This is a genomic window from Bradyrhizobium sp. Kon56 (genome assembly GCF_055807635.1).
The window spans coordinates 257,515-271,098 of record NZ_JBVVOU010000002.1; the positions used below are offsets into that span (position 1 = coordinate 257,515).

General features: G+C 64.0%; 13 protein-coding genes. 7 read left to right on the plus strand and 6 right to left on the minus strand.

All coding sequences use genetic code 11. The features are described 5' to 3' along the window. Nucleotides 1–36 precede the first annotated feature (36 nt). Nucleotides 37–852 carry an exodeoxyribonuclease III gene (gene xth, locus AC0L3B_RS04325; RefSeq protein ID WP_368508975.1) on the plus strand — a complete coding sequence of 272 codons (816 nt, stop codon included), beginning with the start codon at nt 37–39 and terminating at the stop codon, nt 850–852. A 121-nt stretch (nt 853–973) separates the two neighbouring features. On the opposite strand, the gene AC0L3B_RS04330 is transcribed toward xth, so the two are convergent. After that, nucleotides 974–1,417 carry a cyclic nucleotide-binding domain-containing protein gene (locus AC0L3B_RS04330; RefSeq protein WP_007598631.1) on the minus strand — a complete coding sequence of 148 codons (444 nt, stop codon included), beginning with the start codon at nt 1,415–1,417 and terminating at the stop codon, nt 974–976. A 58-nt stretch (nt 1,418–1,475) separates the two neighbouring features. Next, nucleotides 1,476–2,162 (minus strand): response regulator transcription factor, encoded by a 687-nt coding sequence (locus AC0L3B_RS04335; RefSeq protein ID WP_007598630.1) that lies wholly within the window; start codon nt 2,160–2,162, stop codon nt 1,476–1,478. Between the two features lie 235 nt (nt 2,163–2,397). On the opposite strand from AC0L3B_RS04335, the gene AC0L3B_RS04340 reads away from it, so the two are divergent. Then, a complete protein-coding gene (locus tag AC0L3B_RS04340) occupies nt 2,398–2,934 on the plus strand; it encodes a L,D-transpeptidase family protein (RefSeq protein WP_240543268.1) in 537 nt (178 codons plus the stop codon). Between the two features lie 6 nt (nt 2,935–2,940). Then, nucleotides 2,941–3,714: a 2-keto-4-pentenoate hydratase gene (locus AC0L3B_RS04345; protein ID WP_204512915.1), complete on the plus strand. Its 774-nt coding sequence runs from the start codon at nt 2,941–2,943 to the stop codon at nt 3,712–3,714. Between the two features lie 138 nt (nt 3,715–3,852). Here AC0L3B_RS04345 and AC0L3B_RS04350 read toward each other — a convergent pair whose 3' ends face one another. Further along, nucleotides 3,853–4,542 (minus strand): YggS family pyridoxal phosphate-dependent enzyme, encoded by a 690-nt coding sequence (locus tag AC0L3B_RS04350; protein ID WP_368508972.1) that lies wholly within the window; start codon nt 4,540–4,542, stop codon nt 3,853–3,855. Between the two features lie 108 nt (nt 4,543–4,650). Here AC0L3B_RS04350 and AC0L3B_RS04355 point away from each other — a divergent pair, with 108 nt between their 5' ends. The 4 genes from AC0L3B_RS04355 (at nt 4,651) to holA (ending at nt 10,787) form a co-directional block, all read left to right on the plus strand. Then, nucleotides 4,651–6,348 (plus strand): diguanylate cyclase domain-containing protein, encoded by a 1,698-nt coding sequence (locus AC0L3B_RS04355; RefSeq protein ID WP_018459650.1) that lies wholly within the window; start codon nt 4,651–4,653, stop codon nt 6,346–6,348. Nucleotides 6,349–6,545: 197 nt separating this feature from the next. Beyond that, entirely contained in the window at nt 6,546–9,173 is a 2,628-nt protein-coding gene (gene leuS, locus AC0L3B_RS04360; RefSeq protein WP_473380067.1) for a leucine--tRNA ligase, read from the plus strand. Continuing rightward, a complete protein-coding gene (gene lptE / locus AC0L3B_RS04365) occupies nt 9,160–9,711 on the plus strand; it encodes an LPS assembly lipoprotein LptE (protein ID WP_473380068.1) in 552 nt (183 codons plus the stop codon). Before leuS ends, lptE begins: the two co-directional genes overlap by 14 nt. Nucleotides 9,712–9,758: 47 nt before the next feature. Next, nucleotides 9,759–10,787 (plus strand): DNA polymerase III subunit delta, encoded by a 1,029-nt coding sequence (holA, locus tag AC0L3B_RS04370; protein WP_473380069.1) that lies wholly within the window; start codon nt 9,759–9,761, stop codon nt 10,785–10,787. 170 nt (nt 10,788–10,957) lie between these two features. On the opposite strand, the gene AC0L3B_RS04375 is transcribed toward holA, so the two are convergent. The 3 genes from AC0L3B_RS04375 to rsmG all read right to left on the minus strand — a co-directional run bounded on the left by AC0L3B_RS04375 (nt 10,958) and on the right by rsmG (nt 13,580). Continuing rightward, nucleotides 10,958–11,842: a ParB/RepB/Spo0J family partition protein gene (locus AC0L3B_RS04375; protein ID WP_473380070.1), complete on the minus strand. Its 885-nt coding sequence runs from the start codon at nt 11,840–11,842 to the stop codon at nt 10,958–10,960. Nucleotides 11,843–11,921: 79 nt separating this feature from the next. Next, nucleotides 11,922–12,776: a ParA family protein gene (locus AC0L3B_RS04380; RefSeq protein WP_018459645.1), complete on the minus strand. Its 855-nt coding sequence runs from the start codon at nt 12,774–12,776 to the stop codon at nt 11,922–11,924. A gap of 30 nt (nt 12,777–12,806) precedes the next feature. Next, the gene (rsmG, locus tag AC0L3B_RS04385; RefSeq protein WP_473380071.1) at nt 12,807–13,580 is read right to left on the minus strand and encodes a 16S rRNA (guanine(527)-N(7))-methyltransferase RsmG; all 774 of its coding nucleotides are present in this window, start codon (nt 13,578–13,580) and stop codon (nt 12,807–12,809) included. Between the last annotated feature and the right edge of the window lie 4 nt (nt 13,581–13,584).

Below are 13,584 nucleotides of genomic sequence, written 5' to 3' on the forward strand. Positions count from 1 at the left end.
CCGGCCATGACGGATGGAGTTTGTTAGATCAATCTCATGCGTTTTTCCCTGACAACCTGGAACATCAATTCGGTGCGGCTGCGCATCGATCTGGTCGCAAAATTTCTCAAGAGCGCGCGGCCGGACGTGCTGTGTCTCCAGGAGACCAAGTGCATCGACGACGCTTTTCCGCTGAAGCGCTTCAAGCGGCTCGGCTACGAGCATGTCGCGTTGAACGGCCAGAAGGGTTATCACGGCGTCGCCATCGTCTCGAGGATTCCGTTCGAGTCGAAGGACATCCGCACCTTCTGCGACAAGGTGGATTCACGCCACATCTCGGTATCGTTCGGTGAGAGGGCCGGGATCGCAAAGCCGCTGGTGGTGCATAATTTCTACGTGCCGGCCGGCGGCGACATTCCCGATCCCGCGCTGAACGAGAAATTCGATCACAAGCTCCGCTTCCTCGACGAGATGAAGGCGTGCGAGCCGTTGCATCCGCGCGGCGAGGATCGCCACATCCTGGTCGGCGATCTCAACGTTGCCCCGCATGAGAATGACGTCTGGTCGCACAAGCAGCTTCTGAAAGTGGTGTCGCACACGCCCATCGAAACCGAGAAGCTGCAAGCCGCGCTCGCCGCCGGCGAATGGGTCGATGTCGCGCGCGATCGCATTCCGATGTCGGAAAAGGTCTACACGTGGTGGAGCTACCGCTCCGCCGATTGGACTGTCGGCGACCGCGGCCGCAGGCTCGACCACATCTGGGTCTCGCGCGCGCTGAAAGATGCGGTGAGTGATTTCAAGATTTTGCGCGATGCGCGGAGCTGGGAGCGTCCGTCGGATCATGTGCCGGTGACGGTGACGCTCGAGGTTTAATGTCGCTCTGGCGAAAGCCAGGCCCATTACCACCAATCTTCGTTGTTGCGCGAGGACATCGGCAATCGCACCAAGCCAGAAACATTTGGGATGACGGGTCCTGGCCTTCGCCAGGACGACATCACGACGTCAGCTTCGCACCCGCCATCAATATATCGCTGGCGATCTGGCTGGAGCGCACCGCGAATTCGTCGCGCAGGCGGACGGCGGCGGCGGGGTCGCTTTCGAGCACACGCTGAAACAGGCTGCGCGCGACGCGGATGACGGAGGCGTGCTCGATCGCGATCGCGCTCGACGGCCGCTTCATCGGCACGATCAGCGCGAGCTCGCCGATCAACGCACCGGGACTTGCGATCATCTCCGCACCGGCGCCGTCGTCGACCCGGAAGGCGCCGCGCTGGACCACGAAGCCGGCATCGGCATCGTCGCCGAGATTGAACAAGACGTCGCCGCGGACGAAGTCACGCTGCTCGGAGCCGATCGCCAGCATGCGCAACGAAGCGTCTCCCAACAGGCGCAGTGTCGGGACACGCTCGAGAAGCGCTACATCATCGTCGATTGACATTCAGGTCCGGGGCTCAAGGGCACGCAATCTAAAACGATTCGCACGCCCCTGAAGCGTATCACGGCACCAGCTTGTAGCCACCGGCTTCCGTGACCAGGATTTCCGGGTTCGCGGCGTCCTTCTCGATCTTCTGGCGAAGCCGGTAAATGTGGGTTTCCAGCGTGTGGGTGGTGACGCCGGAATTGTAGCCCCAGACCTCCTGGAGCAGGGTCTCGCGCGAGACCGGCATCTGGCCGGCCCGGTAGAGGAAGCGGAGGATGGCGGTTTCCTTCTCCGTCAGCCGGACCTTGCGCGCATTGGCGGCGGTCAGCATCTTGGAGCCGGGCCGGAAAGAGTAGGGGCCGACCGAGAACACTGCGTCCTCGCTGGCTTCGTGCTGCCGGAGCTGGGCGCGGATGCGCGCCAGCAGTACGGCGAAGCGGAAGGGTTTTGCGACATAGTCGTTGGCGCCGGATTCCAGCCCCAAAATCGTGTCGGAGTCGGTGTCATGCCCGGTGAGCATGATGATCGGAGCCTTGAACCCGCCCTTGCGTAAGGAACGGACCACTTCGCGGCCATCGGTGTCGGGCAGGCCAACATCCATCAGGACGAGATCGGGGGCATTGGCCTTCGCGGCGCTCGCGCCCTTGGCGCCGGTATCGACCGCGGAGGCTTCAAATTCTTCGTGCAGCGACAATTGCTCCACCAACGTATCGCGCAGATCGGTATCGTCATCCACGATCAGGATCTTGCGGGCATTGGCCATAGGGGGTCATCCTTTTGGGGTCCGGCGCGGCGCGCATCCATGCTGCACCCAGCCGAGAGGGAAGTTTAGGGGTCGCCGTTATTATTGTTGTTCGTCTTGAAGTAGTGGGCTGTTACCGATTCACAAGCCAGAACCACTCTAACCTAGAATAGCAGGCCGTTTTGATGAATGTCCTGTAATGAATTCGACATCGCACGTTCACATGAAAAATAAAGCTGCTTCAGCTAGTTACACCATGAACCGGAGCGCCGGGCCGCTCTCGGTGATCCGCGTTAAGCCTGCCGCCGGGAAGCCGCGCCGGGGCTGGCTGACCGCCGGAGCGCTGACGATTCCGGTGGCGCTCGGACGCGGCGGCATTCTGGCGAACAAGCGCGAGGGCGATGGCGGCACCCCGCGGGGCAGCTTCCGTCCGAGGCGATTGTGGTGGCGGGGCGACCGGCACAGCCGCCCGCAGACCTTCCTGCCGGCCCGGATCATCACCGGCGAGGACGCCTGGTGCGAGGATCCCAAGGACCGTCATTACAATCAGGGAATCCGCCTCGGCGAGGGGCAGGGCGGCGACCGGCTCAAGCGGGCCGACCATCTCTATGACTTCATCATCGAAATCGACCACAATACGAGGCCGCGGATCGCCGGCCGGGGCAGCGCGGTGTTCTTGCATCTGGCCCGCGACAATTTCGGTCCCACCGCAGGCTGCGTCTCGATGACCGAAGCGGCGATGCGACAATTGCTGCGGCGGCTTGGACCAAAAACAAAAATCATCATCGGATGAGGACACATGCTCGACAAGGATCAGATCGCCGCCGCTTCGCAGGTCCTGGTCAAACATTGGCGCGACGGCACCAAGCTTGACGCGCTGGAGCCAGAGTTGCGGCCTCAGAACCGCACCGAGGCTTACGCCGTGCAGGCTGCGCTCAGCGGGACTTTGTTCGGCTGGAAGATCGCGGCAACGAGCGAGTCCGGACAGAAGCACATCAATGTCGCGGGACCGTTGGCCGGTCGGATCATGAGCGACACCGTGATCGCCGATGGCGGCACCGCCTCGATGAAGGGCAACGCGATGCGCGTCGGCGAACCGGAGTTCGCTTTCGGCATGGGGCGCGATCTGCCGCCGCGCGCGGCGCCATATACTGTCGACGAGGTGCTCGCCGCCGTGGACAGCTTGCATCCCGCGATCGAGATTCCCGATTCGCGCTTTGCCGATTTCGCCAGCGCCGGCGAGGCGCAGCTCATCGCCGACAACGCCTGTGCGCATCTGTTCGTGCTGGGCGCAGCGACGAATGCGAACTGGCGTGCCATGGATCTCGTCGAAGAGCGGCCGCAGATCACGCTACGCGGCCAGCGCTATCTCGGCCACGGCAAGAACGTGCTCGGCGATCCCCGCATTGCCCTGGCCTGGCTGGCCAACGAGCTGCGTGGCCTCGGCATCACCTTGCGGGCAGGGGAGGTTGTGACCACGGGCACGTGCCATCCGCCGCTTCCGATCCAGGCGGGTGATCGGTTTGTCGCGGACTTTGGCGCGCTGGGGAAGGTGGCAGTGGGGTTTGAATAGGCCCCACATACACCACCGTCATTGCGAGCGCAGCGAAGCAATCCAGAATCTTTCTGCAGAGGGACTCTGGATTGCTTCGCTCCGCTCGCAATGACGAAATCGAGAGTTCGTATGGCGCTCTGCCGTCGCTAACGGCTCTCACCGGCGCCCGAAGATCGCACTGCCCACGCGCACATGGGTGGCGCCGAGCATGATCGCGGTCGCATAATCCGCGCTCATGCCCATCGAGAGCTTCTTCAATCCATTGCGCGCGGCGACCTTGGCGGTCAGCGCGAAATGCGCCGCCGGCGGCTCGTCTACCGGCGGGATGCACATCAACCCCGAGATCGTCAGCCCGTAGGTGTCGCGGCAGCTCGCGATGAAAGCATCGGCCTCGCCGGGCGCGATGCCCGCCTTCTGCGGCTCCTCACCGATATTGATCTGCACGAACAATTCCGGGTGCTTGTTCTGGGATTCGATTTCCTTGGCTAACGCCTGGCAAATGCTCGGGCGATCGACCGAATGGATGGCATCGAACAGCGCGACTGCCTCTTTCGCCTTGTTGGATTGCAGCGGGCCGATCAGATGCAGCGCGATATCGGGGTAAACAGAAGTTAACGCGGGCCACTTGCCTTTGGCCTCCTGCACGCGATTCTCCCCGAATACGCGCTGCCCGGCGTCGATGACCGGGGTAATTGCATCCGCGGCGAAAGTTTTCGACACCGCGATCAGCGTCACGGAGGCACGCTCGCGCCGCGCATCCTTGCAGGCGCGCGCGATTTCGGCTTCGACCGCGGCGAGCGCGTTTGGTGAATGGCCGGTTAGCGGCGCGGCGTTGGCTTCAGTCATGATGTCGCATCGGAGCTGGTTGTTGCGGAGCTAGTTCTAATTTTACCGAGTTCAAGAAAGAGTTTTTGAACCCCTCGCTTTACCTTAGCCGCGGGGTGGGCAGCGAAGATGTCAAACGTCAGTTTCAACCGCAAACGAGCGAAACTCAAGCAGGTTCTCGGAATCCGGGCGCGGCTTGCGTTGCTCGCGGTGATTCTGGTGACGCCTTTGATGTTCGAACGCATCCGATCGCTGGAAGACACGCGCACACGGCAGATCGCACAGGCCACAGCCGAATTCACCACCGTTGCAAGACACAGCGCCGATGCGCAGCGCGAGGTGATCTCGTCGGTCGAGACCATCCTGAAATCGGAAGCTTTCATCCGCGCCTCCGCCGGCGGCATCAGCAAGAGCTGTGACGTGCTGCGCGCGAGCCTGCCGTCGAATCTTCCCTGGATCCGCACGCTTCTGATCGCCGGCCAGGACGGGCGCATCCAGTGCGCCACCAACAACATGTATGTCGGCCTGGACCTCAGTGACCGCCCGTATTTCCAGCAGGCGCAGGAAACCGGCCGCTTCGTCCTGAGCGACTTCATCCTATCGCGCCCGGTGCTGACACCGACCGTCATGGCGGTTTACCCGGTGTCCGCCTTCAGCGGCGTAGCGGATGCCGTCGTGCTCGCCACCGTCAACCTCGACTGGATGTCGAAGGTCATGAGCAATCTGGGGGGTCGCGCCGGCATCACGGCCGTGCTGGTCGACAGCACCGGCACCGTGCTGGCGGCACCGGCCGACCAGCATAGTGCGATCGGCCGTCCGCTCGACAACATGCCGCTGATGTCCGCGATCGCCGACAAGGCGCTGAGGTCTGACCAGGACGAAGGTTCACTCTCTTTCCTCGCTGCCGACGGCTCCCGCCGCGCGGTCAGCTATATCCGCATCGCCGGAACTAATGCCCGCCTGATCGCCAGCATCGACGAGGACAAGGTGTCCGCGGCCGTGAGCCGCGACATCCGCACCGCCTATCTCCAGCTCGGTTTCGTCGTCGTATTCGTGCTGCTCGGCGCGCTGATCGCAGCCGAGAAACTGGTGATCAAGCCGATCAGGATGCTCGCCGACATGGCCAAGCGTCTGGGCGAGGGCGATCTGTCGGCGCGTGCCGCGCGCAATCGCCTGCCGGCCGAGTTCGTGCCGCTCGCCCGCGCGTTCAACGCGATGGCCGCACAGCTCAGCCAGCGCGAACGCGAGCTGATGGCGAGCAATGACCGACTCACGGTGATGGCCTCGATCGACATGTTGTCGGGGCTTGCCAACCGCCGCGGCTTCCAGAGCCGCCTCGATTTCGAATGGATGCGCGCGCAGCAATATGGCAGCGACCTAGCGCTGTTGATGATCGACGTCGACCATTTCAAGCTGTTCAACGACACCTACGGCCATCTCGAAGGCGATTCTTGCCTGACCAGGCTCGGCGAATCGCTGTCCGGCATCGCCGCCGACACGATGGGCTTCGCGGCCCGCTACGGCGGCGAGGAATTCTGCCTGTTGCTGCCGAACACCGACGTGGCGCGCGCCGTCGAAATTGGCGAACAGGCGCGTGCGGCCGTGCTGAAGCTGGGCCTGCCGCACATCACCTCCGACCACATGATCGTCACCGTCTCGATCGGCGTTGCCGCGACCAAGCCCAACGAGAGCTTGCGTCCGGGCGATTTGATCGAAGCCGCCGACGCCGCGCTCTACGCCGCCAAGCACCGCGGTCGCAACAACGTCGTCGAGCATGGCATCACGGTGATCGACAACGGCGCGGCGGAAATGATGATGGCGGGCTGAGGGCTAACCCGCAGCCCGGACGCGATCGACCTCGCTCTCGGTGACCAGGCCCGGCGAGCCGAACAGGACTCTCCGTATTTTTGCGGAGCAGCCTTGCGGCGCCGCGCCGCCAGCGGCAACCCATTGACCCCCCGAGGACTTCTATGGCCTAGTCCGCCGTCTTTAGACGGCCAGATCCACGAAAACCCAACGATTCCATGACCTCCGAACGCTACAACGCCCGCGACGCCGAACCGCGCTGGCAAGCCGCCTGGGACCAACAGGCGATCTTCGTCTCCAAAAACGACGATCCGCGGCCGAAATACTATGTGCTTGAGATGTTCCCCTACCCGTCGGGGCGCATCCATATCGGCCATGTCCGCAATTACACGCTTGGCGACGTACTGGCCCGCTTCATGCGAGCCAAGGGTTTCAACGTGCTGCACCCGATGGGCTGGGACGCTTTCGGCCTGCCGGCCGAGAACGCCGCGATCGAGCGCAAGGTCGCACCGAAGGCCTGGACCTACGCCAACATCGCCGCGATGAAGAAGCAGCTCCGTTCGATCGGACTGTCGCTGGACTGGAGCCGCGAGATCGCGACCTGCGATCCCTCCTATTACAAACACCAGCAGAAGATGTTTCTGGACTTCCTGCGCGAAGGCCTCGCCGAGCGCGAGAAGCGCAAGGTGAACTGGGACCCCGTCGACATGACCGTGCTCGCCAACGAGCAGGTGATCGACGGGAAGGGCTGGCGTTCGGGTGCCGTTGTCGAGCAACGGGAAATGAACCAGTGGGTCTTCAAGATCACGAAGTACTCGCAGGAGCTGCTGTCTGCACTGGATACGCTGGACCGCTGGCCCGACAAGGTGCGGCTGATGCAGCGCAACTGGATCGGCCGGTCCGAGGGCCTGCTGATCCGCTTCGCGCTCGACGCGGCGACGACGCCGGCCGGCGAGAGCGAGCTGAAGATTTTTACGACACGCCCGGACACGCTGTTCGGCGCGAAGTTCATGGCGATCTCGGCCGATCATCCGCTGGCGCAGGCAGCCGCGGCTAAGAATCCGAAGCTTGCCGAGTTCATCGGCGAGATCAAGCGGATGGGCACGGCGCAGGAGATCATCGACACCGCCGAGAAGCAGGGATTCGATACCGGCATCCGCGCGGTCCACCCGTTCGATCCGAGCTGGAAGCTGCCGGTCTATGTCGCCAACTTCGTGCTGATGGAATACGGCACCGGCGCCATTTTCGGCTGTCCCGCACACGACCAGCGCGACCTCGACTTCGTCAACAAGTACGCTCTCGGCAACACGCCGGTGGTGTGCCCCGAGGGCCAGGATCCGAAATCATTCGTCATCACCGATACCGCCTATGACGGTGACGGCCGCATGATCAATTCGCGTTTCCTTGACGGCATGACCATCGATCAGGCCAAGGACGAGGTGGCGAAGCGTCTCGAGACCGAGCTGCGCGGCAACGCGCCGGTCGGCGAGCGCCAGGTCAATTTCCGCCTGCGCGACTGGGGCATTTCGCGCCAGCGCTATTGGGGCTGCCCGATCCCCGTCATCCATTGCCCGAAATGCGACGTCGTGCCGGTGCCGGATGCCGATCTGCCCGTCGAACTGCCGGACGATGCGACCTTCGACAAGCCGGGCAACGCGCTCGATCATCATCCGACCTGGAAGCACGTCACCTGTCCGCAATGCGGCGGCAAGGCTAGCCGCGAAACTGACACCATGGACACCTTCGTGGATTCGTCCTGGTACTTTGCGCGTTTCACCGATCCCTGGAACGAGAACGCGCCGACGACGCCCGCGGTCGCCAACCGCATGCTGCCGGTCGACCAGTATATCGGCGGCGTCGAGCACGCGATCCTGCATCTGCTCTACAGCCGCTTCTTCACCCGCGCGATGAAGGCGACCGGGCACATCGCCCTGGACGAGCCGTTCGCGGGCATGTTCACGCAGGGCATGGTAGTGCACGAGACCTACCAGAAGGCCGACGGCACCTACGTCCAGCCGGTCGAGGTGAAGGTCGAGACCGGCGCCAACGGCCGCCGCGCCACGCTGCTGACGTCAGGCGAAGACATCCAGATCGGCCCGATCGAGAAGATGTCGAAGTCGAAGAAGAACACGGTCGACCCCGACGACATCATCGAGACCTACGGCGCCGACGTCGCCCGCTGGTTCATGCTGTCGGACTCCCCGCCCGAGCGCGACGTGATCTGGAGCGATGAGCGCGTCCAGGGCGCCTCGCGCTTCGTGCAGCGGCTGTGGCGGCTGGTGAACGACTCTGTCGAAGCCGGCAAGGCCGCGCCGGCGGCGGCCCGGCCCGCCAGCTTCGGCCCGGACGCCACCGCCTTGCGCAAGGCCGCCCATGGCGCGCTGGACAAGGTCACCACCGGGATCGAGCGGCTGCACTTCAACGTCTGCCTCGCCCATATCCGCGAATTCACTAACGCGTTTGCGGAGATCTTGCAGCGTCCCGGCCAGCCGGCTCCAGATTTGGCCTGGGCGATCCGGGAGGCCAGCCAGATCCTGGTCCAGCTGTTCTCCCCGATGATGCCGCATTTGGCCGAGGAGTGTTGGCAGGTTCTGGGCCAGAGCGGGCTGGTTTCCGAGGCCAATTGGCCCCAAATCGAACGCGATTTGCTGGTTGAAGACAGTGTGACCCTGGTGGTCCAGGTCAACGGTAAGAAGCGGGGCGAGGTCACAGTTGCAACAGCGGCCGAGAATCCGGAAATCGAGGCTGCCGTTTTGGCCCTCGATGCGGTAAAACTGGCCTTGGATGGCAAACCCGTCCGCAAGGTGATTATCGTCCCCAAGAGGATCGTGAATGTTGTCGGCTAGGATCCGCATCGCAGCCCGCTTGCTGGCGGTCGCCGCACTGGCGGCCATGACGGCCGGCTGCTTCCACCCGATGTATGCCGAGCACACCGACGGCACCCCCGGTCTGCGCGAGAAGCTGATGGGGGTCGATCTGCCCCCGATCGCCAAAGCCAATGCCTCACGCGAGGCCCGGGTCGGCGTCGAGGTCCGCAACGCACTGGCCTTCAAGCTCTATGGCACTGCCACCGGCATGCCGCCAACCCACCGCCTCGAGATCCGCTTCGCAAGCAGCAAGACGTCGCTGATCGTCGATCCCAACACCGGCCTGCCGAGCAGCGAAAACTACGGTCTCGACGCCCAGTACAATCTGATCGAGGTCGTCAGCGGCAAGTCGGTGATGACCGGCACCACGTTCGCCCGCGTGTCCTACGACATGCCCGGCTCCTATCAGCGTTTCAGCCGCAACCGCGCGGTACGTGATGCTGAGGATCGTGCCGCCAACGAGATCGCCGAGAACATCACGACTCGACTCGCCTCGTTCTTCACCGCGGGCACTTAATTCATCCCGTCACCCCGGTTCGCCCGGAATGACGAGTCCCAGGCAACATGGTCGCGCTGCGCGGAAAAGAGATCGACGCCTTTCTCGCCCGCCCCGATGCGGGCCGTCCGATCATCCTGCTCTATGGTCCCGACGCCGGCCTGGTCCGCGAACGCGCGGATGCGCTGATCGCCTCGGCCGTCGACGATCCCAATGATCCCTTCTCGCTGGTCAAGGTCGATGGCGACGAGCTCTCCGCCGAGCCGTCGCGCCTCGTCGACGAGGCCATGACGGTGCCGCTGTTCGGCGGCCGCCGCGCCATCCGCGTGCGCGCCGGCTCGCGCAGCTTTGCCAGTGCTATCGACACGCTGGCGGAGATGGGCGTCAGGGATTGCCGCATCGTGATCGAGGCCGGCGAGCTGCGCCCGGAATCGCCACTGCGCAAGGCCTGCGAACGCGCCAAGACGGCCGTCGCGATCGCCTGCTATCCCGATACCGAGCGCGATCTCGCCAAGCTGATGGAAGACGAGCTCCGCATCGCCAATTTGCGCATCGCGCAAGATGCCCGCGCGGCGCTGATGTCGTTCCTCGGCGGCGACCGGCAGGCCTCGCGCAACGAGCTGCGCAAGCTCACGCTCTATGCCCATGGCAAGGGCGAGATCACCCTGGATGACGTGATGGCTGTCGTCGCCGATGCGTCGGAGCTGAAACTCGATCCGATCGTCGATGGCGCCTTCGCCGGCCGGCCCGAGATCGTCGAGAACGAGTTTGCCAAAGCCATGATCGCCGGCACCTACCCTGGCGTGATCATCTCCGCCGCGCAGCGTCAGGCGGCGTGGCTGCACAAATCGGCGCTCGCAATCGCCGACGGCACGCCTGCTTCTGCCGTGCTCGACAGCGGCTATCCACGGCTGCATTTTTCGCGGAAGCCCGCGGTCGAAACTGCACTGCGCAATTTCAGCGTGGCGCGGCTCGCCGCCATCATCGAGCAGCTCGCGACCGCCGCGCTCGACACCCGCAAGCAATCCACCCTCGCCGCCGCCATCGCCCAGCGCACCCTGATGGCGATCGCGGCCAATGCGAAGCGGCGGGGCTGAGCTTCCCAATGTAGCCCTGGCCTAGTGCGCAATTGCGCACGGGAGCCAGGACCCATTACCCCAGGGAGAGGTTTGGGGAAAATTCGTAGTCCGGTATTGCGACCAGCTCCAATCGAGACATCACGCGGTGTGGGTCCTGCCCTTCGCCAGGACGACACCGAGGGTGGAAGCTACACCGCGCCCTTCGCCAGCCGTCGCATCACCTCGTCGAGCTGATCGAGGTTGCGGTAGTTGATCTGCACGGAGCCGCCGGGGTCGCGGTGGCTCACCGTGACCTTGAGCCCGAGCGCATCACTGACGCGCTTTTCTAGATCGATCGTGTCAGGGTCTTTTTCCTTCGCCCCCGAGCGCGCCTTCTGCGGCTTGCGCTCCGGCACGCCCTCTTCATGCGCCAGCGCCTCGGCCTGGCGGACGTTGAGGCCCTCCTCGACGATGCGCTTGGCGGCCGCGAGCGGATCAGGCACGCCGATCAGCGCGCGGGCATGACCTGCGGTCAGCTCGCCGCTCGTGATCAGGGTTTGCACCTCGGCGGGAAGCTTCGTCAGCCGCATCATGTTGGCGATGTGGCTGCGGCTCTTGCCGACGACTTTGGCGATGTCGTCCTGGCTGCGTTTGAACTCGTTGGCGAGCGCGTGATAGCCGAGCGCCTCTTCCATCGGATTGAGGTCTTCGCGCTGCACGTTCTCGACGATCGCGAACTCCAGCGCATCGCTGTCGCTGATGTCGACGGGGACGATCGGCACTTCGTGCAGGCCGGCCATTTGCGAGGCGCGCCAGCGCCGTTCGCCGGCGATGATCTCGAAGCGGTCCTGCGCACCCTTCACCGGGCGCACCACGATCGGCTGGATCACGCCATGCTGCCTGATCGAATCGCTGAGCTCCCTGAGCTCGCTCTCCGAAAAGGTGCGGCGCGGGTTGCGCGGATTGGGCTTGATGAACTCGATCGGCACCTTGCGTTGCGCGCGCGGCCGATCGACATGCTGAGCCTCGCCGCCGACGTCACCGATTAGACTCGCAAGACCCCGGCCCAGTCGCGAACGCGCTTCGTCGGCCATCGCCAGCTCCCTTGGATTCACGATGCAGCACTCCAGAACTGAATTGTCGAAACTCGTAACTCGTAGGATCAACGCCGCTTCAATGCGTCGTCCGAAGCTCGCGCTCGCGCTGGATCACTTCGGTGGCGAGCCGCAAGTAGGCTTCGCTGCCGACGCATTTGAGATCGTAGACCAGCACCGGCTTGCCGTAGGACGGCGCCTCCGAGATGCGCACGTTGCGCGGGATCATGGTCTTGTAGACCTTCTCGCCCATGAACTGCCGGACGTCGGCAACGACCTGGTTCGAGAGATTGTTGCGCGAGTCGAACATGGTCAGCACGATGCCGTGGATCGACAGGCTCGGATTGAGCGTCGAGCGCACCTGCTCCACCGTCTGCAGCAATTGCGACAGACCTTCGAGCGCGAAGAACTCGCACTGGAGCGGCACCAGGATTGCGTCGGAAGCCGCCATCGCGTTCACGGTGATCAAGTTGAGCGAGGGCGGACAGTCGATCAGCACGTAAGTGTAATCGGCGTCGGGCGAGACGTTGTTGTTGAGCGCGCTGATCGCATCGCGCAGCTTGTACGCACGACCCGGCGTGGTGCCGAGCTCGAGCTCAAGGCCGGAGAGATCCATGGTCGAGGGCGCGATATGCAGCCGCGGCACTGCCGTCGACACCACCGCTTCCCGCAGGCTCGCCTCGCCGATCAGAACGTCATAGGTCGAGCAGGAGCGGTTGCGGCGATCGATGCCGAGTCCGGTCGAGGCATTGCCCTGCGGATCGAGATCGACGATCAGGACGCGCTCGCCGATCGCAGCGAGCGCCGTGCCGAGATTGATCGCCGTGGTTGTTTTTCCCACGCCGCCCTTCTGATTCGCCAGCGCCAGGATGCGCGGATGGCCCTGCGGGACGGCGGCGGTCTGTTCTTGCTGCGGTTCGTCAATCACGCTCATCGCAAATTCCCCCACTCGGCCCCTGACGCCTCACCCGCGCCGTTCGACGGAAGCCAGCTCGACGATCCAACCGTCGCCTGTACGGCTGTGGTGGAGCTGCGGCTGAATATTCCAATATTTAGTGGCTTCGGTCAATTCAGCCTCTACATCTTGACCCTTGAGAAACAACGCCTTTGCGCCCCGGCGCATCAGCGGCTCCGCAAAGCCGATGAGTTGATGTAGCGGAGCCAGCGCACGCGCGGTGACGCAATCGACCGGGCCGGTGATTCTATCCACATTATCCCCGATCTCAGCGAGATGTACGACTCCCGGAGATGTCGTGACGCGCACGGCTTCGCGCAGGAAGGCCGCCTTCTTGGCGATTCGCTCGACCAGATGGACGCTCGCCCCGGCCGTCCCGGCCATGGCGCAGGCCAGGACGATCCCGGGAAAGCCGCCACCGCTGCCGAGGTCGGCCCAACGTTTGGCCGATGGGGCGAGAGCGACGAGCTGAAGAGAGTCGGCGATGTGCCGGGTCCAGAGGTACGGCAATGTCGAGGGCGCGACGAGGTTGGTCTTGGCCTGCCACTCCCGCAGCAGTGCGATGTAGCGATCGAGCCGGGCTTCCGTTTCATGTGAAACAGGCGCGAGGTTGAGCGCCGCAACCTTGTCGGCTGCAATGACGACGTCCCACGATCGATCGTTGGCGCTGGCCTTGTCGATCTTTGGCCGGGCAGGCGCCGGTTCGGAGCGAACACCGGCACCCTCACCCGCCGAGGGTTTTCCTGAAGACGATCTGCCGCCGCCCGGCCCGCGCTGTTTCACGTGA

Bases quoted from the DNA above. Each gene is read 5' to 3' on its own strand.
- xth (WP_368508975.1), top strand. From the start codon at position 37: ATGCGTTTTTCCCTGACAACCTGGAACATCAATTCGGTGCGGCTGCGC.
- AC0L3B_RS04330 (WP_007598631.1), bottom strand. From the start codon at position 1,417: ATGTCAATCGACGATGATGTAGCGCTTCTCGAGCGTGTCCCGACACTG.
- AC0L3B_RS04335 (WP_007598630.1), bottom strand. From the start codon at position 2,162: ATGGCCAATGCCCGCAAGATCCTGATCGTGGATGACGATACCGATCTG.
- AC0L3B_RS04340 (WP_240543268.1), top strand. From the start codon at position 2,398: ATGAACCGGAGCGCCGGGCCGCTCTCGGTGATCCGCGTTAAGCCTGCC.
- AC0L3B_RS04345 (WP_204512915.1), top strand. From the start codon at position 2,941: ATGCTCGACAAGGATCAGATCGCCGCCGCTTCGCAGGTCCTGGTCAAA.
- AC0L3B_RS04350 (WP_368508972.1), bottom strand. From the start codon at position 4,542: ATGACTGAAGCCAACGCCGCGCCGCTAACCGGCCATTCACCAAACGCG.
- AC0L3B_RS04355 (WP_018459650.1), top strand. From the start codon at position 4,651: ATGTCAAACGTCAGTTTCAACCGCAAACGAGCGAAACTCAAGCAGGTT.
- leuS (WP_473380067.1), top strand. From the start codon at position 6,546: ATGACCTCCGAACGCTACAACGCCCGCGACGCCGAACCGCGCTGGCAA.
- lptE (WP_473380068.1), top strand. From the start codon at position 9,160: ATGTTGTCGGCTAGGATCCGCATCGCAGCCCGCTTGCTGGCGGTCGCC.
- holA (WP_473380069.1), top strand. From the start codon at position 9,759: ATGGTCGCGCTGCGCGGAAAAGAGATCGACGCCTTTCTCGCCCGCCCC.
- AC0L3B_RS04375 (WP_473380070.1), bottom strand. From the start codon at position 11,842: ATGGCCGACGAAGCGCGTTCGCGACTGGGCCGGGGTCTTGCGAGTCTA.
- AC0L3B_RS04380 (WP_018459645.1), bottom strand. From the start codon at position 12,776: ATGAGCGTGATTGACGAACCGCAGCAAGAACAGACCGCCGCCGTCCCG.